A 23,635-nucleotide genomic window follows, 5' to 3' on the forward strand; every position below is an offset into this window, starting at 1 on the left:
CAGTCCGAAGGAGCGCACGCTGGCGCGCCGCCACCCACTCCTCGAAATCCGGCCCCGCCTCCACAACAGCACCAACGCTCTGGGGGCCCGACTTGGTTGCCGACAGTGCAGGCGCATGCTCACGCGGCACCTGGCCGGCTGACGGTGCCAAGGCCGCCTCCGACGCTGCCACGCGCCTGCCTCGGCGCCAGCGTGCGGCCGTAGGCGCCTGCTACAGGTGGCCTGGCGACCGCCAATCACGGCTACCCGTCCTCAGGCTTGATCCAAAGAGCGATTTTCGGTTATCGCGTCATTCTGGAAAGTGTGAGATGAAGAGGCGGCATGTCGGTCGTGGGGGTGTTGGAGGACCTGATCGTGCGCAACGTCTGGCGGGGCAGGAGTGTGACGCCGCGCGCCGAAGGTCACTGGACGCGGTGCGTGAGCATGTCGCTGAGCGGGACCGTGGTGCCAAGGTCGGCGAGGCGGCTCAGGTACTCGGGGTATCGGCGCCCACGGTCCGAGCGTGGATCGAGGCTGGCGCTCTGCGGGCGGTTGCCGGTTCAAGCCCCCTGCGGGTGGGGGTGATGTCGTTGGCCGCCACCAAGAGCGTGGTGGAGGAGTTGCGTCGTCATCGAGACGACCGGGCCCTTCTCGTCGACGTCTTGCGGATCTTGCGCGATCGCGGGGTGCTTGCTGGCGAGGATGTCGCTGCCGGCATGGACGACCTGAGCGCGGGCAGGGTCCGTCGGCTCGATCAAGCGACCCTGGAGGAGTTGCTGCCCGCCAGGCGGACCCGGCCATCGATGTAGGGCTGACGCGAACAGCCGAGGGCAGATCGGGGCGCTGCGCGGCCAGCGTGCCCAGGCCGCCCGGCAAGCCGTCGAGGCGCTGATGGCCCGCGGTTGCCAGGAGGCGGGTTACCGCCTTGCCGGCGCCCCCCTGGATCACGTCTGCTGTCGTCACCTGTACGGCAACGACCGGATGCTGCCCGCCTGGCTGGCGGCCGACAGCGTCGTGATCTTGGCGGCGGGTCCGCACGATCGGTCCGCTGATGACGGTGACCCTCCGAGCCTAGGTTCGGGTCGGCCGGGCGATCCGGTCGGGACAGATGACCAAAGGCTGTTGGAGGAACGCCTTGTCGCCCGTGACCAACGGATCCCCAAAGAACATGATCGCTATCGACCTGCGCCGGTGTCCTCACCCGGACGCCGCCTCCGCATCGTCGGCTTGCGCGTGACCCCGGGCCTACGACGTGACCGTCGCTCGGTCGGTACCGTCCAGGTCAGCGTCGTCCAAGCCTGAGCCCGATGCACGAGCACCTAGCGCGACAGGAGGTCGGACACCCGTGCCGATACGCACCGAGGAACTAGTGCACGTCCGGGCGCGACTGGACACAGCCGGTCGTTACCCCAGTCTTCGTTGGCGCTGGGCGTCGCACGCTGGCGGAGAGTCGGCTTCGACGGGACAGTCCGGTCAGGCAAGGGACCGCTGGAGAAGCTGGGAGCCGCGGTCGACGACCAGCTCGACAGCGGGGCCGATCGGCGTTGCAATGGGTGCTCTCTCGTGATCGATTACCAGTTGGCCGGGAAGGTCGCGCTGGTGACCGGTGCCGGCTCCGGTATCGGCGCGGCCTGCGCCTGGGCCCTCGCGGCCTCATCGGCCAAGGTGGCCTTGGCCGACATTGATCTGCGGGCTGCGGAGGATCTCGCCGTGCAGCTGCGCGCTGCGGGGCATGAGGCAAGTGCGTACTCGCTCGACGTCGTCAAGCCAGACGCGGTTGACGCCACGGTAGCTGCAGTGGTGGCCGACTTCGGTGGCCTCAACATCGCCGTGAACAACGCAGGTACGAGTGGAACAGCGGCACCTGCCGCAGACTGCACAACAAAGGACTGGCTGCGGATCCTCGACGTGAATCTGAACGGGGTCTTCTACTGCACCCGTGCCGAGGTCCGGGCGATGCGCGGCCACGGGGGAGGGTCGATCGTCAACATGGCCAGCGTCCTCGGCACGGTTGCACATGAACTCTCGCCGGCCTATGTCGCTGCCAAGCACGGCGTGGTCGGGCTCACCAAGTCGGCTGCATTGGCCCACGCCCCGGACGGCATACGCGTCAACTCGGTGGGCCCCGGATACATCTCGACGCCGATGATCGAAACCATGATTGACGACGTGCAGCGCAGCTACCTGGAGGGCTTGCATCCGCTGGCCCGCCTGGGTGGAGCCAACGAGGTAGCGGCGCCCGTCGCCTGGCTGGCCAGCGACGCCGCTTCGTTCGCCACCGGCGGTTTCTACCCCGTGGACGGGGGTTACACCGCTCGCTGACCCCCAGCAACCACGGCTGCGTGCCCCAGGTCCGTCGCTACCCGCCGCCAGTGCCTGCACCGGTCGCGCTTGAAAAACGACATTGCACCGGGATCAACCGCAGGTGCGCCAGGTTCCTTCAAGATGAGACGCCGTCGGCGCCCTCTCCCCGATCATTCTCTCGGCCGGCATGTCGTCGGTACGTCGGCTCCGCGCTCGCCCGGACGCCAGCTTGGTGTCGACGAGTGCGATGCCGTCAGACAGTGGTGGCGCTTCCGTAGGGGCTCGTCCGGGGAGGCAGCCCATCCCCGCCACAGGAAGGGGAACTTGCCATGATTCATGGTCGCACTATATAGATAGTAGTAACTCCCGACCACCCGGTCGGTTCACTCCGAGGGGCAGGGCGTGCGCGTCGCCACGTGGGAAGCCATCCGCACGATCCAGCTAAACGACGTCGAGGAGCCGACGCCCGGGCCCGAAGACGTCATGGTGGACATCCGTGCTTGCGGGATCTGCGGTTCGGACGTCCACGCCTTCACCGACGGGGCGTGGGTCACGCCAGGGGCACGGTTGGGTCATGAGTACGCCGGGGTGGTGAGCGAAGTCGGTGCCGAAGTCAGGGGCGTAGTCCGCGGTGACCGGGTCACAGTCAACCCCGTCGCGTCGTGCGGCTCGTGCCCACGCTGCCGCGCCGGGGAGGGAAACCTCTGTGCGCACCTTGACGGCTCGGTCGGCGGCTTCGGCGACAAAGTCCTGGTCCGTAACGCCGGCGTCGGGCACCGGCTGTTCCTTCTACCTGATCACATCTCGTTCGAAGAAGCGGCGTTCTTGGAGCCGCTGTCGGTGGCGTACCGGGCCGTGAACCGAGCCCGGCCCGAGGTCGGCGAACCAGCGATCGTGTTCGGTTTGGGCACGATCGGGCAATGCGTCACGCAGATGCTGAAGGCGCGCGGGATCACTGATGTGATCGGGGTGGACACCCCACCGGTCCGCCGCGCGGCCGCCCTCGCGGCAGGCGCCGCCGAGGTCATCGACCCCCTCGCGGACGATGTCTACGAATCGCTTGCAGCCTCACGGGGACGTACCTCGTCGTCCTTTCACGAAGCCGGCGCGATCGGCTCGGTCTTCGAATGCTCTGGAGCGATCAGCGTCCTTCCAACCGCACTGCGTGTCGCTCGTGCCGGAGCGCCGCTCTCGATGGTCGCCCTCACGGCCCTCCCATCTCAGATCGACCTAGACACGGTCGTGCAGAAGGAACTGCGGCTGCTCGGTAGCTTCGCGTACACCGAAGTCGACTTCCGCAACGCCTTCGCCCTGCTGGCAGCGGGGCGACTGCCCGTCGCCCCCCTCATCTCGCACCGCTTCGCTCTGGCCGACATCACCGCGGCGTTCGAGGTTCAGAACCAGACCACCTCTTCGATCAAGGTGATGATCCACCCCTGACGTCCCTCGCCTTGCGGTTGTCGGCCGCTCCGCCGCGCAGCGACCAGCACCCACCCCCCTGCGTGTAAGCGCACATCCCCCACCTGCCGGACTGCGCGCTGACACTGGTGCACACCGCGCAGGAGACCGCCCGCTGTCGCGGCAGAAACGCCCTCAACCTAGTTACCGGTCAACCTCTGTGGCCGCCCGGCGGACCCCCTTTACATCGGCGTACGGCTGCAGGCCATCGACTGCGTAGCGCCCCCGTCGAGGACGTGGACTGGTGCCGGGCGGAGCCGGTCACGACCCTTTCAGTAACATTATGGGCACACCAGATACTCCTTGACATGTGGTGTTCGGCACTCGACACTCGTGCAGCGCCCGACTAGTCGGTTGGGACTCGAGTCTCTGCGATCACACGTCGTACGAGCTGATGGCGGGCTGGGGAGTTCACGCATGAACCATGTCGTCATTTTGATGCTCGGCTTAGCGTCAGGCGCCGCATACGCGCTGATCGCGCTCGGTCTCGTACTCACCTTCCGCGGGTCGGGCGTCATCAACTTCGCCCATGGTGCGTTTGCAATGTTCGGTGCCTACACGTTCATCCAGGTCCGCGACAGCGGTGCGCTGGTTTTTCCGTTCGTGCCGTTCGTTGTCCGTATCGGCGACAGTGCCTCGTTGGGCGTGTCGATTGCATACACCCTGGTCGTTGGGCTGCTCATGGGCCTGCTCTCGTACTACTTGATCTTCCGACCGCTCCGAACCGCCCCGATGCTGGCCAATGTCGTGGCGAGCGTGGGGCTGCTACTGAGTCTGCAGGCGACGTCGGTCCTGCAGTTCGGTTCGAACAACACCTCGACCGCGCCGGTCTTTCCAAGCGGGTCGGTGTCGCTGGGCACGTCCGTCGTCCCGAGCGACCGGTTCTACCTGACCGGCCTGGCGATCGTCGTCGCCGCCTTGCTGACGTTGATCTACCGGTTCACCAGGTTCGGCCTGGCTACGCGCGCTGCGGCGGGCAACGAGCGCGGAGCGATGATCCTGGGCTACAACCCCTACCGCCTCGCGGCGGTGAACTGGGCTCTCGCCAGCGCCCTGGCTTGTGTGGCGGGGATTGTTCTCGTCCCAATATCAGGCGTCGACGCCATCACAATGACGCTGCTGGTCGTGCCTGCTCTCGGCGCGGCGTTGATAGGGCGGCTCACGTCGTTCCCGATCACCGCGGTCGCAGGCCTGCTCATCGGGGCGGCGCAGTCGGGGATCCTCGACCTTCAAAGCTTCGACTGGTATCCGGGGTTCGCAAGGACGGGCGCCTCACAGGGCTTGCCCTTCCTGGTCATCATCGGGGTTCTGGTGGTCGGTGGACGCCGACTGCCAGCCCGGGGCTTCAGTTCGGCGCGGTTGCCCATCTCGCGTGCAGCCAGTTCCACCGCTCGAATGATCACGTCGATCGCCGGGCCGATCGCACTGCTCGTCCTGCTGTTCACCCTCAGCTCTGGCCTCCAGCTGGCTCTCATGAACACGATGGTCATCTCGATCATCATGTTGTCGATCGTCGTTCTGACTGGATTCGTCGGCCAGATCTCGCTCGCTCAAGCCGCGCTGGCGGGAACCGCGGGGTTCGGTCTGAGTAGGTTCGCAGACCAGCTGGGCATCCCGTTCCCGCTGTCTCCCATCCTCGCCGTTCTACTGGCCACTGCCGTGGGCGTGCTCGTCGGGCTGCCGGCCCTGCGGGTACGCGGTGTCCAATTGGCGGTGATCACGTTAGCCGGCGGGATCGCGGTCCAGGAGTTCCTCTTCAAGAACGCCTCATTCACGGGCGGTCTGCTCGGCAGCAAGGTCCCGAACCCGCATCTGTTCGGACTGGACCTAGGTGTGCGTGCTCCCGGTGAATTCCCGCGGCCGATCTTCGGAGTGTTCCTGATCATCGTGCTGGTACTGCTCTGCCTCGGGGTGACCAACCTGCGCCTGGGCATCACGGGTCTGCGCTTCCTCAGCCTGCGGGCGAACGAGGCGGCCGCGGCGTCCATCGGCATCAACGTGGCCGCTACGAAGCTGCTCGCGTTCGGCATCGCGTCGGCGATAGCAGCGATCGGCGGCGTGATGATCGGGTACCTGCAGAGCACACTCTCCTTCGGTTCCTTCGACATCTTCGTGGGGTTGACCTGGCTGGCCCTTGCCTACATGGGTGGCATCACCAGCGTCTCGGGTGCCCTCGTGGGCGGTGTGCTTGCCGGCGGCGGTGTCCTGGCAACGGTCATGGACAACGCCTTCGGCTTTGGCCGCTACGTGCAGATCGTTGCCGGCATCGGGCTCATCCTGACAGCGCTGCTTAATCAGGACGGGATCTCTGGCGGTACCGCCATCACACGGGATCAAGTGCGGGCCCGCCTGGCCAAGCGCAGACAACCCGACCCCGCCCCATCGGTACCGAGGAGGAACGTCGATGTCTCTGCTTGAAGTGGACAGCCTTACCGTTCGCTACGGCGGTCTGGTCGCTCTGGACGAGGCTCGGCTACGGGTGGAGCGAGGCAGCCTGGTCGGCTTGATCGGGCCGAACGGTGCCGGCAAGACAACGATGATCGACTGTCTGACCGGCTTCACGCCTGCCACCTCAGGGACCGTGGTGTTCGACGGGCACGACGTGACCTCGTTACCGGCGCATCGACGGACCCGGCTTGGCATGGTCCGCACGTTCCAGTCCCTAGAGCTGTTCAACGACCTGTCCGTGCGCGACAACTGCCGCGTGGCGGCCTCCGACCCTCGATGGTGGGAGCCGCTGGCCGACGTGGTGCGGCCTGGACGCAAGGCAGTCGACGACGCTGTCCTCGATGACACACTGGCGTCCCTCGGCCTGAGCGAGTTCGCAGGACTCCGCCCCCCGGAGCTGTCGCACGGGCACCGAAAGCTGGTCGGAATCGCACGGGTCCTGGTGCGCAAACCCGATCTGCTCCTACTGGACGAGCCAGCCGCGGGACTTGACAGCGCCGAAAGTCGGGTCCTCGGCCGTCTGCTACGCGCCAAGGTGGACGGCGGCGCGTCGATGCTGCTAATCGATCATGACATGAACCTGATGCTCGGTATTTGCGACCACATCTACGTGCTCGACTTCGGTCGCGTGATCGCCGAGGGAACCCCCGACGAGATCAGAGTGACCCCCGCGGTGGTGGCTGCGTACTTGGGCACGGACGCCGGCGACGAGGATGAGCTGCTCCGGGAGTCCGTGAGCCAGTCGGTGCCCTCGACCGGAACAGACACCAGGTGAGCACTGCCATGGACCTGCCAACGGGACAGCAGACAGCCATCGACGTGCGCGGTCTGCACGCTGGCTACGGCCCCACCACGGTCGTGCGCAACCTCAACCTCGTCGTCGCGGCTGGCGAGGTCGTAGCGCTGCTCGGCCCCAACGGTGCGGGCAAGTCCACGACGCTGCTGACGATCGCCGGTCTGCTGCCGGCGCAGAAGGGCGAGCTCTGGGTGCTGGGCCGTCCCGTTGACGCCAAGCGCCCGTGGTCCGCGGCCCGCCACGGCGTGGCCCTCGTCCCGGAAGAGCGCGCCCTCTTCTTCGACCTCACGGTGAGGGAGAACCTGCTGCTCGCCATCCGTGGTGATCGCCAGAAAGCGATCGACTCAGCGATCTCCTACCTGCCCGCGCTCGGACCGTTGTTGGGGCGTCTAGCAGGTCAACTCTCCGGTGGCGAGCAACAGATGCTTGCGCTGGCGCGGGCCCTCGCCAGTGAGCCCAAGGTCCTGCTCGTCGACGAGATGAGTCTCGGTCTGGCGCCAGTGATCGTTCAACGACTGCTTCCCATCCTCCGCACCGTTGCCGACGACTTGGGGCTCGCCGTCGTCATCGTCGAACAGCACATCCACATGGCATTGAGCGTCGCCGATCGGGCCGTCGTCCTGTCTCACGGTGACGTGGTCCTCGCGGGTTCCGCCAAGGAGCTCGCGGCGCGCCGCGATCTCCTGGCCTCGCAGTACCTCGGCGACGCCGCGCTCTAGAAGCTCACGGGCCCAGGCACACCGCCCGCGCCAAACCGCACTGACCGTCTTGGTCGACTCACAAGGAGACACACATGTCCGGATCTCTGGCTCGCAAGAGAACGGTGATGGTCGTCGTGCTCGCGGCAACGACCTTAACTGCCTGTTCCAGTAGCGGTGGCGCGTCGAGCGACAGCAGTGAGGGGTTAACGGCTGTCGGCTACAACGGCGCTGCCTTGAAGAAGGCAGCTGGGGACGGGGTCAAGTTCGGCTTCGTGAACCAGGTCGGTGCCGCCACCGGTGACTTCGCCCAGGCCGGGGTCGGCACCAAGATCGCCCAGGCCTACATCAACGACGAGCTTGGTGGCATCGATGGCCGACCGATGGACATCGATGAGTGCCTCACCGACGGCACTCCGGAGAAGTCGCAGTCCTGCGCCAACAAGCTCATCGGCAACAAGGTCCTGTCGGTGATGACCGGCGTCGATCTCGGCGCTCCCGCGGCGGTGCCCATCTACGAGAGCGCCAAGATCCCGTTGACGTTCGGTGCACCTATCCAGGCGAAGGAGTACACCTCTGGGAATGCCTTCTACAGCATCGGCGCCTCCCCGGTGCAGGTGCCGGCAGTGGCGCGTTTCATCAAGGACAAGCTCGGTGCCAAGACTGTCATCAGCATTGGCACGGACGCCCCTTCGGGCGTCAGTTCGTACAAGACCTTCATCGAGGGACCGTTGCAGAAGCTGGGAGTCGTCAGCGGCTTCGTTGGTGCACCCGCAGGAACAGCAGACTTCGCGACTCAGGCCCAGCAGGCGGTGTCGAAGAAGCCCGACGCGATTGTGCTGCTTGTCGGACCGCAGGACTGCACCAAGCTGATCAAGGCTCTGCAGGGTGCGGGGAGCAAGATTCCGGCCGTGGGAACGGGCTCATGCGTCGTCCCTGAGCTGTTCACGCAGAACGCCGCTGCCGGCAGGGGCATGTACTTCACCGGCGAGACCCAGCAGCTGCAGCAGTTACCGGTGGGTGAGGAGACGAAGAAGTTCCTCTACGCGCACAAGAAGTACTCAGGTGAGGACGAGTCCAAGGTCGATGCCTTCACGCTGCTCGGCTTCCAGTCGACGATGAACCTCTGGGAGTTGTCGAACAAGATCGGAGTCGAGAAGCTGACGTCGGAGTCGATTCCGGCCTTCATGAAGGCGACCAAGAACCAACACAACTGGCTGGCGACGCCGTACACCTGCGACGGCCCGCCCGTGGCGGACTTCCCGGCAATCTGTCACACAGATGCAACGTTCTACCAGTTCGACGGCAAGAGCCTCGTCGACGTCGGAAGCTTCGTGGGCATCGACCTGCTCTGATCCATCCCGCGTCCGGCGCGGGTCGCGCTGGCACCTCGTGTCTACGTGACCCGCGCCGTTGCGCTTGGCGGGATGACGGGGTCGCTAGCAGGCCGGGGTGGGCGACGATCTGATCGACACCGTCGTAGGGCGACAGGGTGCACCGAGTCGGCTGGAGGACGCAAGATCCCCCCTTAGCCGGGCACGGCTTGAGACGGGGTGGTGGCGCGCCACGGAAGCCGCTCATTCAGCTCTCTTCTGGGCTCGTCGCGGCGGTTCCGTCCCTGCCCATCACGGTAACCGGACGGCACTTGAGAATCGACCGCCCCGGCAGTCGATCCGCCGTTCACGATCAGCCGCGGCATCAAGAGGCGTGATGGTCTGGGCGTGGTGCGACGCGTACGTGTTCAAGCAGGGCTGCAACCACGGAGAGGACTGGACTTGACGAGAGCGATCGGCCCCGCGTCGGTGCTGGGACGCAAGGAGCAGATTATTGTCCGAGCTGCGGAGCTGTTCGACACGCACGGCTACCACGCGGCATCGATGGAGGAGCTGGCCGCCGCCGTGGGCGTCGCCAAGCCCACGCTCTACCACTACTTCAAAAGCAAGAACGACATCCTCTACGCCATCCACGAGGAGTTCATCGACTTGCTCATCTCCGCGCACGAGGCACGCGTGGCGGCTCGACCGGACATCTCCGTCGACGACCGCCTCCTGGCGATCATGCACGACATCCTGAATCTGATGGGCACGCACAGAGGCCATGTCCGTGTCTTCTTCGAATGCCATCGCAGCCTGCGTGCCGACCAGCAGCTGAGCATCCGGGCTAAACGCGACGCCTATACCAAAATGGTCGTCGGGGTGCTGGAACAAGGCAAGGCTGATGGCGAGTTCTTCCGCGCCCCGGACATTGCAGCCTTGGCGCTCTTCGGGATGTGCAACTGGGCATATCAGTGGTACGACGCGAGCGGCGCCAGGTCACCCGCCGACTTCGCGGACGAGTTCTGGCAGATCCTGCTGTGCGGTATCAGCAGTCCCCCCGGACGTCGACGAAGTCCTTGCACGGGCGTTCCGTCGACCGCTGACCTGGCGCAGCCGTGCTGCCCGCACCCGGCAAGCTGCGTCGGGCGCGCCCGCGGCTCGCGCCCTGTCGGACGTGAAGGTGAGACGCCTGTTGCCGGTACGACGCTGCAGTAGTGACACGGACCAGAGGGCGACCCGCCCCACGGGACATGGCCGCCGGCTGGGCACCGACTCCAAGCCGCTCCTAGCCCCGGAACGCCACCCGCATCAGCGGGTCCGGTCCTGCACCAGATGGCGACGATGACTTCGCCGGCTTGCGCAGCGAGCACCGCCACAGCCGGACGATCACCTGCCACGCTGCCGAGATCGAAGTCGGACGTACGAGCGCGGTCATGACTGCCCACCACAACGCGGGAACCGGAACTCTGGCAGTCGACAGGCGCTGATCGGTCAGGCGCCTGTCTCGAGAAGACGTCTAAGCGCCGAGGTGAACCGCGCGGCGGTGGAGCCGTCGAGCACGCGATGGTCGTAGCCGATCGCAAGTCCCATCAGCGGCTTGACGGCTAAGGCGCCATCGGCGACGACGGCGCTGTCGATGATGGCGCCGGCGAAGACGATGGTGGCCTGCGGAGAGATGACCAGGGGCACGCCTGTCTCGATCCCGACCGCGCCGAGGTTGGAGACCGTGATGGTGCCGCCTGCAGTGTCGGCCGGGGTCAGGCGCCGAGCGCGGGCGCGCTCGGACAGTTCCTGAAGCCGCATGCTCACGCCCGCGACGTCGAGCTGGTCGGCGCGCGCAATGACCGGTACGAGCAGTCCGGCGTCGGTGTCCACGGCCACGGTGACGTTAACGTCGGCCATGATGTGAATCGCATCGGGCGTGAACTGGGCGTTGGCCTCGGGTACCTCGCGGGCAGCTGCGGCGACCGCCGCGATCAGAATATCGGTGAACGTCACCCGTACGCCATGTCCGGCCAGCTCGGCGCGAGTCTGCTTCATCCGGGTCGCGTCGACACGGATCTGCTGCACGAACTGGGGGACTTCGCGCCAGCTCGCCGTGAGGACATCGGCCATGCCACGTCCCACGCTGCTGAGAGGCCGGCGTTCTGCCACCGCACCGTCCGCGGAGTCCGGCGGTACACGGGTGAGTGCGGCCTCGACGTCGGTCACAGTGATGGAGCCACCCGCGCCGGTGCCGGTCACACTCGACAGGTCCAGACCCGCAGCGGCTGCAATCGCTCGGGCCTTGGGGATCACTTTGATCCCCCGATCCGTACCGAACGAGGCGGGTGTCGTTGTGCCCGGGGCTGTCAGGGGAACCGACAGGTCAGGGACAGCGTCGTCGTCCTGCGTGCTCTTGGCGATCTCGGCCAAATCGGCCGCGACGAAGGCGTCGATGGCACTGGCCTCCGGCTCCTCCCCGGGGTCAGCGACCACCGCGAGAAGGGCACCAACGGGCAGTTCGCAACCGGTCGGGGCGATGACGCGCAGGATGGTCCCGGGCAGCTTGGCGACGATCTCGACAGAGTTCTTCGCCGTCTCGACCTCGTAGAGCTCTGCGTCAACGTCATAAGATGCGCCAGGATCGATCAGCCAACAGGTGATCGCACCGGCCTCCATCGTCTGTCCGAGGCGGGGAAGGTGAAGCAGGTGCACGATGTTTCCTCACTGTCGTCTAGCGGTGGCGCGACGCCACCGGATCCCATGTGTCCAGCCGGCCTAAGCGAGCAGTGCGGTGATGGCCTGCAACACAGCGGCCTTCGTGGGGAGGGCAAACTTCTCCAGTGCCGGGTTCTGTGGCATCGGCGTATCTGCCCCGCAGACCCTGCGGATCGGCGCGGCGAGAAGATCCAGCCCGTGCTCAGCAACGATCGCCGCGATCTCGCCGGCGGCGCCGCCGGAGAGTGGCGCTTCATGTGTGATGATGAGCCTGCTCGTCTTGGCGACCGAGGCCAGAATGGCGTCGGTGTCCAACGGTCTCAATCCGCGGGTGTCGATCACCTCGACGCTGATGCCCTGCAACGCGGCCGAATTCGCTGCCTCCAGGGCGAGGGACACCATCCGCCCCCACGCCACGACCGTCACGTCCGTGCCCTCACGGCAGATGTTGGCCTGGCCCAACGGGATCAGCACCTCTTCGTCGGAAATCTCCCCCGTGGTCGCGTAGAGCATCTTGTGCTCGAAGAACGCAACGGGATTGTCGTCGCGGATCGCGCTCTTGAGCAGACCTTTGGCGTCCGCCGGGTTGGAGGGGATGACTATGTAGATCCCCGCGTGCGGGAGGAGTTCGGCTTCGGGACACTGCGAGTGCTCCGCGCCTGACCCGCCGGTGGCGCCTTCGGGGAGTCGCAGCACCATCGGTACCGTGAATCTGCCTCCATGCATGTAGCGCCACTTTGCCATCTTGTGCAGCGTCTCGTCTGAAGCGTTGTGGATGAAGTCGGCGAACTGCAGTTCCGCAATGGGGCGCAAGCCTGTCAACGCCGCCCCGACCGCTCCCCCAACGATGAACATCTCCGAGATGGGGGTGTCAATGACCCGCTCGTCGCCGAAGCGCTTATGCAGACCCTTGCTCACCCCGAAGACCCCGCCCATCGCGCCGACGTCTTGCCCCATCAGGAACACTCGCTCGTCGCGCTCCATCTCCTCCGACATTGCCTCGTTGATCGCCTGTGCGTAGGTGATCGTCCGTGTGCTCATGCGTAGATGTCCTCGAAGATGCGCTCCGGTCCTGGGGGTCTGCCGCTGAGCGCCATGTCTCTCGCCGAGATGACCTCGGCCAGTGCGGCCCGCTCGACGTCGGCGATATCGGTCTCGAGTGCTCCCTGCTCGAGCAGGGCAGCGCGGGTACGGATGATCGGGTCGCTCTGCGTGGCCTCGGCAATGAGGGCCTTGTCGCGATAGCCGTCTGCATCGCCGAAGTAGTGCCCCTGCATGCGCACGGTCTTGGCCTCAATGATCGTCGCACCCTCCCCGTTGCGGGCCCGAGCGACTGCGGCGACGGCCGCTTCGTAGACGGCCATCGGGTCGGCACCGTCGACCTGAACTCCGGCCATGCCGTAGCCGATCGCACGATCGACGAAGCGCCCTCCGGTGGAGTGCTCGACCGGCACCGACACCGCCCATCCGTTGTTCTGAATCACGAAGACGATGGGGAGCTTCCAGGCGCCTGCGACGTTGGCGGCCTCGTGGAACGTGCCGCGGTTGGCGGCACCATCACCGAAGAAGCACATCGTCACCTGTCCGCTGTGCCGCAGCTTCGCCGACAGTGCCGCGCCGGCGGCTATCACCTGGCTGCCCCCGAGCGTCCCAGACTGGCCGAGCACCCCGAGGTCTGGATCGACGATGTGAACGACTCCCGCCCCCATGCCGCGTGTCGTGCCTAGGTCGTTTCCGATGAAATCACCGAACATAGCGACCAGGTCGACGCCCTTGGCGATGATGTGGGCCACACCACGATGGTCGTACAGCAGGTAGTCGGAACGTTCTAGCGCCATGGTCGCGGCGACCTCTGTGCCCTCCGAACCACGTCCGGGGTGGTAGAGGGCTGGCGTCAAGTTCTCGTCCATCATCCGCAGAAGTGCCTGTTCCCAGGCTTGGGCCAAGAACATGACCTGGTAGATCTCGAACAGCGTTCGCGTGGCGTGCGTCATCGATCTTCCGTCTCCTGGTTGTTCGCCCAACCGACCGACTGACCCGTCAGGCAGCAGCCAGGAAGCTAGTGAAGCTCTACACTTACTCGACTGTCAAGCCCCGCCGGCAGTGCTGCTTCCACGGCGGCATGGTGTCGTTCGCGGCCTTTCGTGAATCCCATGACATCGCGTCGTCGTCGTCCACGGGTCGCGGCCATCGCCGAAGGGCCCTTCGACCAAGAGGGACGCCGCAGCACGATCGGGCAGGGCCGGCCTGCGGCTGGTACGAGTCGGTTCGTACGCAGACCCGGGACACGTCGTCAGGGCCGCCGCCGCTCATCCACATAAGTGCCCACGTAGTTGCGCAGCACTTCCGCGCGACGCTGTGCAGCTACGCCGCGAGGGGCTGGGCGACCGGGCCCCCGACCGCAGCCGCGGCGGCAGCGACGCTCAGCGCCCGGCAAGCCGTCCGACCACCGGAGCGAACGCCTTGATGGACCGGTCCCCGATGGTCACGTAGCTGAAGCCGTAGACCGTTCTACGCCGCTCGAGCTCCTCGCAGACCGCGTCGACGGAGCCTACGAGGGCGTGGGGAAAGGCCCTCAGGTCCTCGCCGGACAGGCCGGTCATTGCGGTGAGCTGCGCCTCGGTCGTCGCACCGCCCTCGACGGCCAAGAAGTACGCGGCGAACTCCAGCTCGAGTTCCTTGTACCGCTCGCCAGCGCCCTCACGCACCCACCCGAGTTTCTGCACTGTCTCGGGGTGCCCCGAGGAGGCGACGCTGTCGGCGCCGATGACACCGGAACGGTTGTTGAAGTTGATGCTCACGATGTCTGCCTGTGCGCCCGCCAGGCGCAGCACGCGGGGCGCCCCACCGCCGACCATCAGCGGCGGTGACGCGGGCAGGAGCGGTAGCGGCGACATGTCGCGGACCTGCACGTGCTTGCCGTTGGTGGCGGCCGGCCGGCCGGCCAGGAAGTCTCGGACCATCTGCAGGAACTCGGCGAGGTGGGTCACCCGCTCCCCTGGCGATGGGAACGCGAGGCCCATCGCCTCGTACTCGGCTCGGGGCCAACCGGCACCCAGGCCCACCTCCGTGCGCCCGCCCGACAGCTCGGCCAGGGTGGCGATCTCCTTCGCCAGAACGTAGGCGTGGTGGTAGCCGACGCAGAACATTCGGCAGCCGATGCGCAAGGTACTGGTGACCTCGGCGGCGACCGCCATGGCAGGCACGGGGGCCAACGTGACCGGGCGGTGTCCGGTCGCCTCGGAGACCGGCCCCGGGCCCAGGTAGTGATCGGACGTGTGCAGGGTGGAGAAGCCCAGGTCCTCGACCTGACGGGCCAGTTCGCGCCAGGCTGCGCCCGAGTCGGGGCGGTAGGCCTGGACGGCGAATCGGAACGGCTTGGGCATTGCAGCTCCCGGGTGTCGGAGTGGTTTCTTGACTCTGTCTACAGTCGCGAGGGACGATGGCGCAATCGTCCCCCTTGAGGAGTGCTCGTGAATCGGCTCGCAGGCATCGGCGCAAGAGCCCAGCAAGAACCGGCCGGCATAGCCCTGGTCGACGATGCGACCTCCCTCACCTGGGCCGAGGTTGCGCGCCAGGTCGATGCCGTCGCGGGCGCGATGCTCGACGTTGCGACCGGCCCTGATGACCGGGTCGCAGTAGTCGGCGAGAATCGCAGCCCTACGCTGCTCGCGCACGCGGCCGGGATCCTCGCCGGCGTAGGCACGGTGGCGGTCTCTCGCCAGCTGCTGGCGCCCGAGATGGCCGACCAGTTCGTCGACGCTGCCGTCGTCGCCGTCGTCACCGGACCGGCGACGCTCGCCGTCGTGACAGAGGCAGCGCGGGCTGCGGGCATCGGCACGGTCGTTGTGCACGGAGTCGACGAGCCGCCCGGCTCCGCCATCCCCTGGACCGCCTGGGCCAGCTGCAGGCACACCCTGCCGGCGCGGTTGGAGCGGCAGGCGCGTCCGCTGCTCGTCTACACCTCTGGCACCACCGGCCGAGCCCGAGGCACGCAAGTCCGATGGGCGCCGTCCTCGGTCAACTCGGCCCGTGACTACGCCGAGGCCCTGGCAGACCGCTCCGGCTTTCCGCCCGGCCCCCACCTGGTCGTCGGCCCGCTGCAGCACAACGGGCCACTCACCTCCGTACGCCACCTACTGTCCGGCGAACAGGTCGTCGTTCTCGGCAAGTTCGACCCGGAGCGGATGCTGGCTCTGGTAGAGCGGCACAGCGTCACATCCAGCGTGATGGTGCCAACCCACTTCTCACGCCTGCTCTCCCTCCCGGTAGGCGTCGTCACCCGCTACGACGTCTCCAGCTTGGTCAGCGTCGTACACACCGGGTCGGCGTGCCCTACGGACGTGAAGCGCGCAATGATCGAGTGGTTCGGCCCTGTCCTCGTCGAGAGCTACGGCGGCAGCGAGATCGGTACGGTCTGCCGCATCACCAGCAACGAGTGGCTGGAGCACCCGGGATCGGTCGGCCGGGTAGTTGACCCCTTCGAGGCGGTCGTGCTCGACGAGGCCAACCTCGAGTTGCCCGCAGGGGAGGTCGGCGTACTGGGCTTCCGCACCCCTCCGGGGCGCGAGGTGAGCTACCACGGCGACCAGGCGAAGACCCGCCAGGCCTACATCGCGCCCGGTATCGCCACGCTTGGCGACATGGGTCTCGTGACGCCGGACGGGTGGGTCTACATCACCGACCGCATCTCAGACATGGTCCTGTCCGGCGGCGTGAACCTCTACCCGGCCGAGAGCGAGCGGATCCTCACGCAGCACCCCGCCGTCGCGGAGGTCGCCGTCATCGGTGTGCCCGACAGCGATCTGGGCGAGGCGCTGCGCGCTCTCGTGGTCCCCGACGGGGAGCTGGACGTCGCCGCGCTCGCAGAGTTCTGCCATGAGCGGCTCGCACGCTACAAGTGCCCAAAGACCTACGAACTGGTGGACGCGCTGCCGCGCAACGCCATGGGCAAGCTCGACAAGCGCGCGCTACGCCGCCCCTACTGGGAGAGCGACCGCACCATCGCGGGTTGACCTGGGACGTACGGCGCCGACTCGACGAGGGGAGCCGTCCGCGGTGCGGTCAGGCCGGTCAGGCCGTCGTGACGACACCACTGGCGGCACTCAGCTGACCCTGAAGCCCCCAGGCCAGGCACCGCTCCAGAATCGTCACGAACTCCGGGATGACCCAGCCGCCCCGGTCCTCAACACCGAGATCGTCTACGCCTAGATCCTGCATGTCGTACCTCCCCCGGCAGTGCCCGAGGGTGAAGTAGCAGACCTCACCGGCGCCGGTGCGCTTCAGGTACAGAACGGGGCGAGGCTGGTCATCAGTGGTGTCCCCTTCGACGAAGCCCCGGCAAGGGCCGCTATACGTCGTGTGCAGCAGGACGTTCAGCGGGGGGTACAGCTTGCTGACGTAGAGTTCGTCGGTAACCTCGAACGGCCGCACGCCGGCGACCAGCGGATGGTCGGCCTGCGTGACCTCCACGATGTACGGCACTATCGGCGGGTGGCCCAGGAACTGGCTGCCTAGCACCTGCGCGACCGGGCCCAGCTCCCGCGGGGTCTTGAACACCCGCGGCCCGCCCGGCGCGGGCGGGTCGATCGCCGAGTTGCTGCCATGCAGGGCCAACCAGCGGCCGCCGCGCGCCACGAACTCGACCAGCTGCCGCTGCTGCTCGTGGTCGGGGCGGTTGTTGCACGTGTAGGTCACAAGCAAGTCCGCCCGCTCGAGCGAGTTCCCCGTCGCGTAGTCCTCAAAGACCCGGGTGCGCGCCCTCGGCTCTTCGCCGAGCAGGCTCAGCAGCCTCAGCCGCGCGTAGTCGAAATCGTGCCACTGACCGCCGCACACGAGTACGACGTCAAGGGTTCCCGCAGGCCCGGCCACGACGTCAGAACTGGACGCGCGTGACGATGCCGCCGTCCACCACGAGGTTGACCCCGTTGGTGAATGCTGCGCGCGGGCTGGCGAGGTAGGCGACGGCGGCGGCAACGTCCTCAGGGCGCCCGTAGTGGCCCACCGGGATCCTCGCAAGGATCTCGTCGTAGACCTCTCTGCGGCTCTCACGGATCTTCTCCCAGTCACCACCCGGGAACTCGATCGGCCCGGGTGAGACGGTGTTGACGCGGATGCCCTTCTTGGCGAGCACGTGCGCCTGCGCCGAGGCGTGGTGGATCACTGCCGCCTTGAGGGCAGAGTAGGCATTCGGAGACGCCGGTCGGACGGTGTCGAAGCCGTTCGTGGTCCCGATGGAGACGATGGACCCGCCGCCCTGCTGCTCCAGGTGCGGCGTCGCGCTCTCGATCAGCCGCACCAGCGGGAGCAAGTCGCCGTCAAGGCTCCTCTGCCACTGGTCAGGCGTCTTGGCAGCGCCGGCGGAGGCGTTCGGCACCACGACGTCCAGCCCGCCCAGCTCCCGAGCGCTGCGGTCGACGAAGGCGACCAGTGCGTCGTGGTCGGTCACGTCGACAGCCTGCGCGAAGACCTCGGCCCCGCGCTCGCGCAGCTGGGCCGCGACCTTCTCGAGCGTCTCCACACCGCGCGCGCAGATCGCGAGCGCGCAGCCCTCGTCGGCGAGCGCTGCGGCGACGGCCAGGCCGATACCGCGGCTCGCGCCCGTGACGAGCGCCCGCTTGCCCTGCAGCTGAAGATCCATGGGTGTCCTCTCGATCGACCGGTGGCCGGGGAGTTTCTATATTATGAACATAGTATGAGTGCTGGCGTGTGCTGCGGAGAGCTCTCCACGTAGCCCAGCCTCGAGCAGGCCGCGTTCAGGCGGCCGCCGTGACCGTCCGAAGCTCCCCGGCCTCCGTCCTGGACGACGTTGCTGAACGGGCCGAGCGGGCGGTCACTCTGCGACCGCCGGGTCGAGGCGCACGAGCATCTTCCCGACGTTGCCGCCGCGCAGCATGCCGAGGAAGGCGTCCACCGCACCCTCGATGCCGTCGGCGACGGTCTGCTTGGAGACCAGCTCGCCATTCCGCAACCAACTGCCCACCCGCTCCTCGAACTCCGGACGGAGGTCCTCGTGGTCGCGCACGATGAAGCCGCGCAGTGTCACCCGCTTCAGCACGGCCAGGATGAGGTGGTCGATGCTGGGGCGCGGTCCGGTGGCGCCGACCTGCGAGATCATCCCGCAGAGCGCGACGCGACCCCCGATGTGCAGGGCGTCCAGGGCAGCTACCAGGTGGTCTCCGCCCACGTTGTCGAAGTAGACGTCGATGCCCTCGGGAGCCACGCGCTCGAGGCCCGCCCGAATCGGCTCGGAGCGGTAGTCGACCGCGCCGTCCAGGCCGAGCTCGTCGACCAGCAAAGCGGCCTTGCGCTCTCCCCCTGTGCTGCCCACCACGCGCGACGCGCCCAGCAAACGAGCGAACTGAGCGGCCGCTGTGCCCACGGCTCCGGCCGCCGCCGAGACGAAGACGCTGTCCCCCCGCTGCAAGTCAGCGGCGCGCACCAGCCCGACGTAGGCCGTCAAGCCGGTCTGCCCGAGCACACCGAGCCACCGGGACAGCGGCGCGATGGTCTCGTCCACCACGCTCACCGTGGTTGCGTCGACGACGGCGAGCTCCCTCCAGCCGAGGCGGTGCCGGACGTACGCTCCGACGGGCACCGACTGATCGGCGCTCTGCACGACCAGACCGACGGCTGAGCCGTCGAGCGGCTGACCCACCTGGAAGTTCGTCGTGTAGTGCTTCACAGTCTCATCGAGCCGTCCTCGCATCGACGGGTCGACGCTCATGAAGGCATTGCGGACGAGCAGCTGCCCGTCCGCCAGCGGCGGTACCGGCACCTCCACGATCTCGAAGTCGTCGGCCTGCGGCTCAGCGTGCGGGCGCCGCACGAGGGTGACGACCCGGGTGGTGGTCATCTTCGTGACGTACCCGGTCATCGCACCGACCCGCTCATGACAGGTCGGGAGACCTCGAGATGGGGCTGGACGAACGACATGTGGACCCCTCGTTGGTCGCCCTGAAAGCGCTGCGCGCGAACCCCTGGGCGCAACGGGGTTCTGCTCGGGCCTCGGCCGAGGCCCTCACGCCGTGCTCTACTGTAGTTCAAACCAAGTAAGTACGCATACTCGCTCGCCCGCCGAACAGGTCGGGCACCGGGACAGCCCCGTCAAGGCAGATCGACAGATGGCACCCAAGTCACGCGGGTGCACACACATGAAGTCTTCTTCGACGAGACCGGAGTGCACGTGACCACGATCGGGTTGCCGCGGGAGACCGCGCGCGGAGAGGCCAGGGTGGCGCTGGTCCCGCTGGAGGTGGCGGCGCTGCGCAAGCTCGGGCATGACGTCATCTTCGAGCCGGGCGCCGGTACGTCTTCGGGATTCAGCGACGAGGACTACGCGGCGCGGGGTGCGACATCCGCTCCTCGAGCCGAGGTCTTCGACGCCCAGGTCGTGGTGTGCGTGCGTGCACCCGGCGGAGCAGGTCCGGCGACGGACGGCGAGCTCGCCGAGCTCCGCCCCGGTCTGGTGCTCGTCGGAATGAGCAACCCGCTCGGCAACCCGACGACCGCGAAGCAGGTGGCAGAACGCGGAGTGACCAGCTTTGCCCTCGAGCTGGTGCCAAGGATCACGCGGGCACAGGCGATGGACGTCTTGTCGTCGCAGGCAGTCATCGCGGGTTACAAGTCAGTCCTCGTCGCGGCCGAGCGCTCGGACAAGATCTTCCCGATGCTGTCTACAGCAGCCGGCACTTTGCGGCCCACGAAGGTGCTCGTGGTCGGTGTCGGGGTGGCTGGACTGTCGGCGATCGCTACCGCTCGCCGTCTGGGTGCGGTGGTGCAGGCCTACGACGTGCGCCCAGAGGCGCGAGAGCAGGTGGAGAGCGTCGGCGGGAAGTTCGTCGAGCTCTCACTCGACACGTCGGGAGCCTCCGGGGGAGGAGGCTACGCGGCGGCCATGGGCGAGGACTTCTACCGTCGGCAACAGGAGCTGCTGACGTCGACCGTCGCGAGCAACGACATCGTGATCACGACAGCCCAGGTCCCAGGGCGGCGCGCACCGGTCATCGTCACTGCCGCAATGGTCAGCGCGATGAGACCGGGGTCGATCGTGATCGACGTCGCGGCCGCCCAGGGCGGGAACTGCGAGTTGACCCGCCCTGACGAGAGCGTCGAGGTCGACGGGGTCACCATCTACGGACCGACGAACCTGCCGGCGACCGTCCCCGCCCACGCCAGCCAGCTGTACGCCAAGAACGTCGGAAACTTCCTCGGGCTCGTGCTGGGGCCTCACGGACTTGTCCTCGACCTGGACGACCCGATCGTCACCAGCAGCCTGGTCAGCCAGGGCGGGACGGTCGTACACCCTGCCGTTCAGGAAGCCCTCGGCGTACCGACTGCCGGTCCGCAACAGCCCGCCTTCGTCACCACAGGGAGCTAGACGTGCCGCAGTACATCGAGTCGGGGCTGTTCGTCCTGGTCCTCGCCACCTTCCTCGGACTCGAGGTGATCCGCCGGGTACCCCCTCTGTTCCACACACCGCTGATGTCGTTGACCAACTCGATCGCGGCGATCTCCCTCGTCGGCAGCCTGGTGCTGGCCGGCAGCGACCGCAGCGCGTTCTCCACCGTTCTCGGCTCGATCGCTGTCGGAGCCTCGACCCTGAACGTCGTCGGCGGCTTCATCCTCACCGACCGGATGCTGCGCATGTTCCGCGGCCCGCAGCGGCCCGGGGCGGAGAGCAAGGCGTGAGGGAGTACGTCGTTCCTATGTGCTACCTGGCCGCGGCGGCGCTGTTTATCCTCGGACTCAAGGGAATCAGCCAACCGAAGACGGCCCGCAACGGGCTCCGGATGGCAGAGGCCGGCATGCTGCTGGCGGTCATCGGCACGCTGGTGCAGAAGGAGATCGTCAGCTACCGGTGGATCGCGATCGCCATGGTCGTCGGGGCTGTCACCGGCGTGGCCATGTCCCTCAAGATCCCCATGACCGCGATGCCGCAGCGCATTGCGCTCTCACACGCCTTCGGAGCCCTCGCGGCCGGGCTGGTAGGCACCGCTGAGTTCTACGACCATCAGGGCTCACTGTCACGCTTCATCATCCTCGCCATCGTCCTGGAAGTGCTGCTCGGCTTCCTGACGTGCACCGGTAGCCTCATCGCCTTTGGCAAGCTGCAAGGCGTCCTGCCCGGCAGGCCCCTCGTCTACCGCGGCCAGAACTGGGTCACCCTGGGTGTCCTCGCACTCGCCCTCGCGTCGGGGATCGGGCTGGTGGTCTCCCAAGAACGCACAGCGCTGTTCGTCGTCCTGGTCGTGCTATCACTGGCATTCGGGGTCCAGCTGGTCACCCGCATCGGCGGCGCCGACATGCCCACTGTCATCTCCCTCCTCAACGCCTACGCCGGCCTGTCCGCCGCCGCCATGGGCTTCGTCCTCGACAACCCGCTCCTCATCGTCGCCGGCGCCCTCGATGGCGCCTCCGGCCTGATCCTGTCGATCATCATGTGCCGGGCGATGAACCGGTCTTTCACGAACGTGCTGTTCGGCGGCTTCGGTCAAGTCGCGGAGTCCGCCGCAGGAGGAGCCGCGGAAGAGCGCCCGCACCGCAGCGCCACACCTGAGGAAGCAGCGATGCTCCTGGAGACGGCCCGAGAAGTCATCATCGTGCCCGGGTACGGGATGGCGGTCTCGCAGGCACAGCACAAGATTCGGGAGCTCGCCGACGTGCTGGAGCGCAACGGTGCTCGGGTCCGCTTCGCCGTCCACCCGGTGGCCGGACGCATGCCTGGCCACATGAACGTCTTGCTCGCCGAAGCGGATGTGCCGTACGACAAGATCATCGACATGGAGGACATCAACGGCGACTTCCCGCAGTGCGACGTCGCCCTGATCGTCGGTGCCAACGACGTCACGAACCCGACAGCCAAGACTGACCCCAGTAGCCCCATCTACGGGATGCCGGTGCTCGACGTCGCAAGTGCCCGAATTGTCATGGTCATCAAGCGCGGCATGTCACCGGGTTTCGCCGGCGTCGAGAACGAGCTCTACTTCCTCGACAAGACCCTCATGGTCTTCGGCGACGCCCGGGCAGCGGTCGACGGCCTGCTCCGCGAGCTAGAGGCGGTCGTCCCCGCCTGAGGTCAGTGCGGGTCGCTGGTCTGGCTCCGATCTCAACGAGACCCGGCGTACAGCAGGTCGGTTTGGTAAAGGTGTTCACACGCGTCGGCTGGCTGTCGTCTCGGGTGGAGCTACCGGGATCGGGCGGGCCGGACCGCCGGACTGCTCGAGGACGGGTTCGACGTCGTGCTGCTGGGTCGACGCGCTGAGGTGCTCGAGCGCTCCGCTCAGGAGCTCAGCGGTCACTCCCCCGGTGGGACCGTCACGGCCCGGCCCGGCCCTGCCCTGCCCTGCCCTGCCCTGCCCCGCCCTGCCCTGCCCTGCCCTGCCCCGCCATCCATCTTCCATTTTTGCGACCACCGTCGTGTACGAACACGGTGGTGGTCGTAAAAATGGGAGGGGGATGATTGGGGGATGACGAAAACCCTGGTCCTGGGCGGCACGGGCTGGCTCGGTCGCGAGATCGCGACTCAGCTGGTGGCGAACGGAGATGATGTCACCTGTTTGGCTCGGGGTGAATCGGGGGCGGCAGCCGAGGGCGCGACCCTGATTCGCGCGGATCGGACTGGTGCGGACGCCTACGCCGCGGTGAGCGCCGAGCCCTGGGATGATGTGATCGAGCTTTCGTCGGAGCCCAGTTTCGTCGAAGGTGCGCTCGCGAAACTCGCCCCCGTGGCATCCCATTGGACATTTGTCTCGACAGTTTCCGTCTATGCCCACCACGATGCGCCCGGCGCGAATGAGACCGCCGAGATGCTCGAGCCGGTCGACCCGGAAGATTACGGCCAGCAGAAGGTGGCAGCGGAGCGGGCATCCTCGGCGGCAGTTGGCGACCGACTGCTGATTGCGCGACCGGGACTCATCGCCGGGCCGGGGGATGAC

General features: G+C 67.1%; 21 protein-coding genes. 13 read left to right on the plus strand and 8 right to left on the minus strand.

Annotated elements, in window-relative coordinates:
* Window positions 1-413 precede the first annotated feature (413 nt).
* The 8 genes from H7290_RS05700 to H7290_RS05735 all read left to right on the plus strand — a co-directional run bounded on the left by H7290_RS05700 (window position 414) and on the right by H7290_RS05735 (window position 10,214).
* Window positions 414-788: a helix-turn-helix domain-containing protein gene (locus H7290_RS05700; RefSeq protein WP_290513048.1), complete on the plus strand. Its 375-nt coding sequence runs from the start codon at window positions 414-416 to the stop codon at window positions 786-788.
* A 754-nt stretch (window positions 789-1,542) separates the two neighbouring features.
* Window positions 1,543-2,301: an SDR family oxidoreductase gene (locus H7290_RS05705; protein ID WP_290513049.1), complete on the plus strand. Its 759-nt coding sequence runs from the start codon at window positions 1,543-1,545 to the stop codon at window positions 2,299-2,301.
* A gap of 384 nt (window positions 2,302-2,685) precedes the next feature.
* A complete protein-coding gene (locus H7290_RS05710; RefSeq protein WP_290513050.1) occupies window positions 2,686-3,723 on the plus strand; it encodes an alcohol dehydrogenase catalytic domain-containing protein in 1,038 nt (345 codons plus the stop codon).
* A 435-nt stretch (window positions 3,724-4,158) separates the two neighbouring features.
* Entirely contained in the window at window positions 4,159-6,159 is a 2,001-nt protein-coding gene (locus H7290_RS05715) for an ABC transporter permease (protein WP_290513051.1), read from the plus strand.
* Complete coding sequence (locus tag H7290_RS05720; RefSeq protein ID WP_290513052.1) at window positions 6,146-6,964, plus strand: ABC transporter ATP-binding protein; 819 nt, start codon at window positions 6,146-6,148, stop codon at window positions 6,962-6,964. The genes H7290_RS05715 and H7290_RS05720 overlap by 14 nt, the downstream gene beginning before the upstream one ends.
* Before the next feature lie 8 nt (window positions 6,965-6,972).
* Window positions 6,973-7,704, plus strand: coding sequence for an ABC transporter ATP-binding protein (locus H7290_RS05725; protein WP_290513053.1), 732 nt, complete (start codon window positions 6,973-6,975; stop codon window positions 7,702-7,704).
* A gap of 74 nt (window positions 7,705-7,778) precedes the next feature.
* Entirely contained in the window at window positions 7,779-9,038 is a 1,260-nt protein-coding gene (locus H7290_RS05730) for an ABC transporter substrate-binding protein (RefSeq protein ID WP_290513054.1), read from the plus strand.
* A 447-nt stretch (window positions 9,039-9,485) separates the two neighbouring features.
* On the plus strand, window positions 9,486-10,214 hold the full coding sequence (locus H7290_RS05735) for a TetR/AcrR family transcriptional regulator (protein WP_290513055.1): 729 nt from the start codon (window positions 9,486-9,488) through the stop codon (window positions 10,212-10,214).
* Window positions 10,215-10,490: 276 nt separating this feature from the next.
* On the opposite strand, the gene H7290_RS05740 is transcribed toward H7290_RS05735, so the two are convergent.
* The 4 genes from H7290_RS05740 to H7290_RS05755 all read right to left on the minus strand — a co-directional run bounded on the left by H7290_RS05740 (window position 10,491) and on the right by H7290_RS05755 (window position 15,085).
* On the minus strand, window positions 10,491-11,696 hold the full coding sequence (locus H7290_RS05740) for a dihydrolipoamide acetyltransferase family protein (RefSeq protein WP_290513056.1): 1,206 nt from the start codon (window positions 11,694-11,696) through the stop codon (window positions 10,491-10,493).
* Window positions 11,697-11,759: 63 nt separating this feature from the next.
* Window positions 11,760-12,740 carry an alpha-ketoacid dehydrogenase subunit beta gene (locus H7290_RS05745; protein ID WP_290513057.1) on the minus strand — a complete coding sequence of 327 codons (981 nt, stop codon included), beginning with the start codon at window positions 12,738-12,740 and terminating at the stop codon, window positions 11,760-11,762.
* Entirely contained in the window at window positions 12,737-13,693 is a 957-nt protein-coding gene (locus tag H7290_RS05750; RefSeq protein ID WP_290513058.1) for a thiamine pyrophosphate-dependent enzyme, read from the minus strand. The genes H7290_RS05745 and H7290_RS05750 overlap by 4 nt, the downstream gene beginning before the upstream one ends.
* A 429-nt stretch (window positions 13,694-14,122) precedes the next feature.
* Window positions 14,123-15,085, minus strand: a complete 963-nt coding sequence (locus H7290_RS05755; RefSeq protein WP_290513059.1) for a TIGR03621 family F420-dependent LLM class oxidoreductase — start codon at window positions 15,083-15,085, stop codon at window positions 14,123-14,125.
* An 87-nt stretch (window positions 15,086-15,172) separates the two neighbouring features.
* Between H7290_RS05755 and H7290_RS05760 the strand changes: the two genes are divergently transcribed.
* Entirely contained in the window at window positions 15,173-16,714 is a 1,542-nt protein-coding gene (locus H7290_RS05760) for an AMP-binding protein (protein WP_290513060.1), read from the plus strand.
* A gap of 58 nt (window positions 16,715-16,772) precedes the next feature.
* On the opposite strand, the gene H7290_RS05765 is transcribed toward H7290_RS05760, so the two are convergent.
* From H7290_RS05765 to H7290_RS05775, 3 genes are all read right to left on the minus strand, one after another.
* Window positions 16,773-17,570: a ThuA domain-containing protein gene (locus H7290_RS05765; protein ID WP_290513061.1), complete on the minus strand. Its 798-nt coding sequence runs from the start codon at window positions 17,568-17,570 to the stop codon at window positions 16,773-16,775.
* A 4-nt stretch (window positions 17,571-17,574) separates the two neighbouring features.
* Entirely contained in the window at window positions 17,575-18,339 is a 765-nt protein-coding gene (locus tag H7290_RS05770; RefSeq protein WP_290513062.1) for an SDR family oxidoreductase, read from the minus strand.
* Between the two features lie 192 nt (window positions 18,340-18,531).
* On the minus strand, window positions 18,532-19,554 hold the full coding sequence (locus H7290_RS05775) for an NADP-dependent oxidoreductase (protein ID WP_290513063.1): 1,023 nt from the start codon (window positions 19,552-19,554) through the stop codon (window positions 18,532-18,534).
* Window positions 19,555-19,842: 288 nt separating this feature from the next.
* On the opposite strand from H7290_RS05775, the gene H7290_RS05780 reads away from it, so the two are divergent.
* Genes H7290_RS05780 through H7290_RS05790 form a run of 3 tightly spaced genes read left to right on the plus strand, consistent with a single transcriptional unit; the run spans window position 19,843 to window position 22,774 of the window.
* Window positions 19,843-21,078: a Re/Si-specific NAD(P)(+) transhydrogenase subunit alpha gene (locus tag H7290_RS05780; RefSeq protein WP_290513064.1), complete on the plus strand. Its 1,236-nt coding sequence runs from the start codon at window positions 19,843-19,845 to the stop codon at window positions 21,076-21,078.
* A 2-nt stretch (window positions 21,079-21,080) separates the two neighbouring features.
* On the plus strand, window positions 21,081-21,389 hold the full coding sequence (locus tag H7290_RS05785) for an NAD(P) transhydrogenase subunit alpha (protein WP_290513065.1): 309 nt from the start codon (window positions 21,081-21,083) through the stop codon (window positions 21,387-21,389).
* Entirely contained in the window at window positions 21,386-22,774 is a 1,389-nt protein-coding gene (locus H7290_RS05790; RefSeq protein WP_290513066.1) for an NAD(P)(+) transhydrogenase (Re/Si-specific) subunit beta, read from the plus strand. The genes H7290_RS05785 and H7290_RS05790 overlap by 4 nt, the downstream gene beginning before the upstream one ends.
* 75 nt (window positions 22,775-22,849) lie before the next feature.
* Here H7290_RS05790 and H7290_RS05795 read toward each other — a convergent pair whose 3' ends face one another.
* Window positions 22,850-22,999, minus strand: coding sequence for a hypothetical protein (locus tag H7290_RS05795; RefSeq protein ID WP_290513067.1), 150 nt, complete (start codon window positions 22,997-22,999; stop codon window positions 22,850-22,852).
* A 168-nt stretch (window positions 23,000-23,167) separates the two neighbouring features.
* Here H7290_RS05795 and H7290_RS05800 point away from each other — a divergent pair.
* The coding region (locus H7290_RS05800) for an NAD-dependent epimerase/dehydratase family protein (RefSeq protein ID WP_290513068.1) at window positions 23,168-23,635 on the plus strand (468 nt) is incomplete at its 3' end.

The organism is Aeromicrobium sp. (assembly GCF_014378035.1).
In the GTDB taxonomy this organism is placed as follows: Bacteria; Actinomycetota; Actinomycetes; order Propionibacteriales; family Nocardioidaceae; genus Aeromicrobium.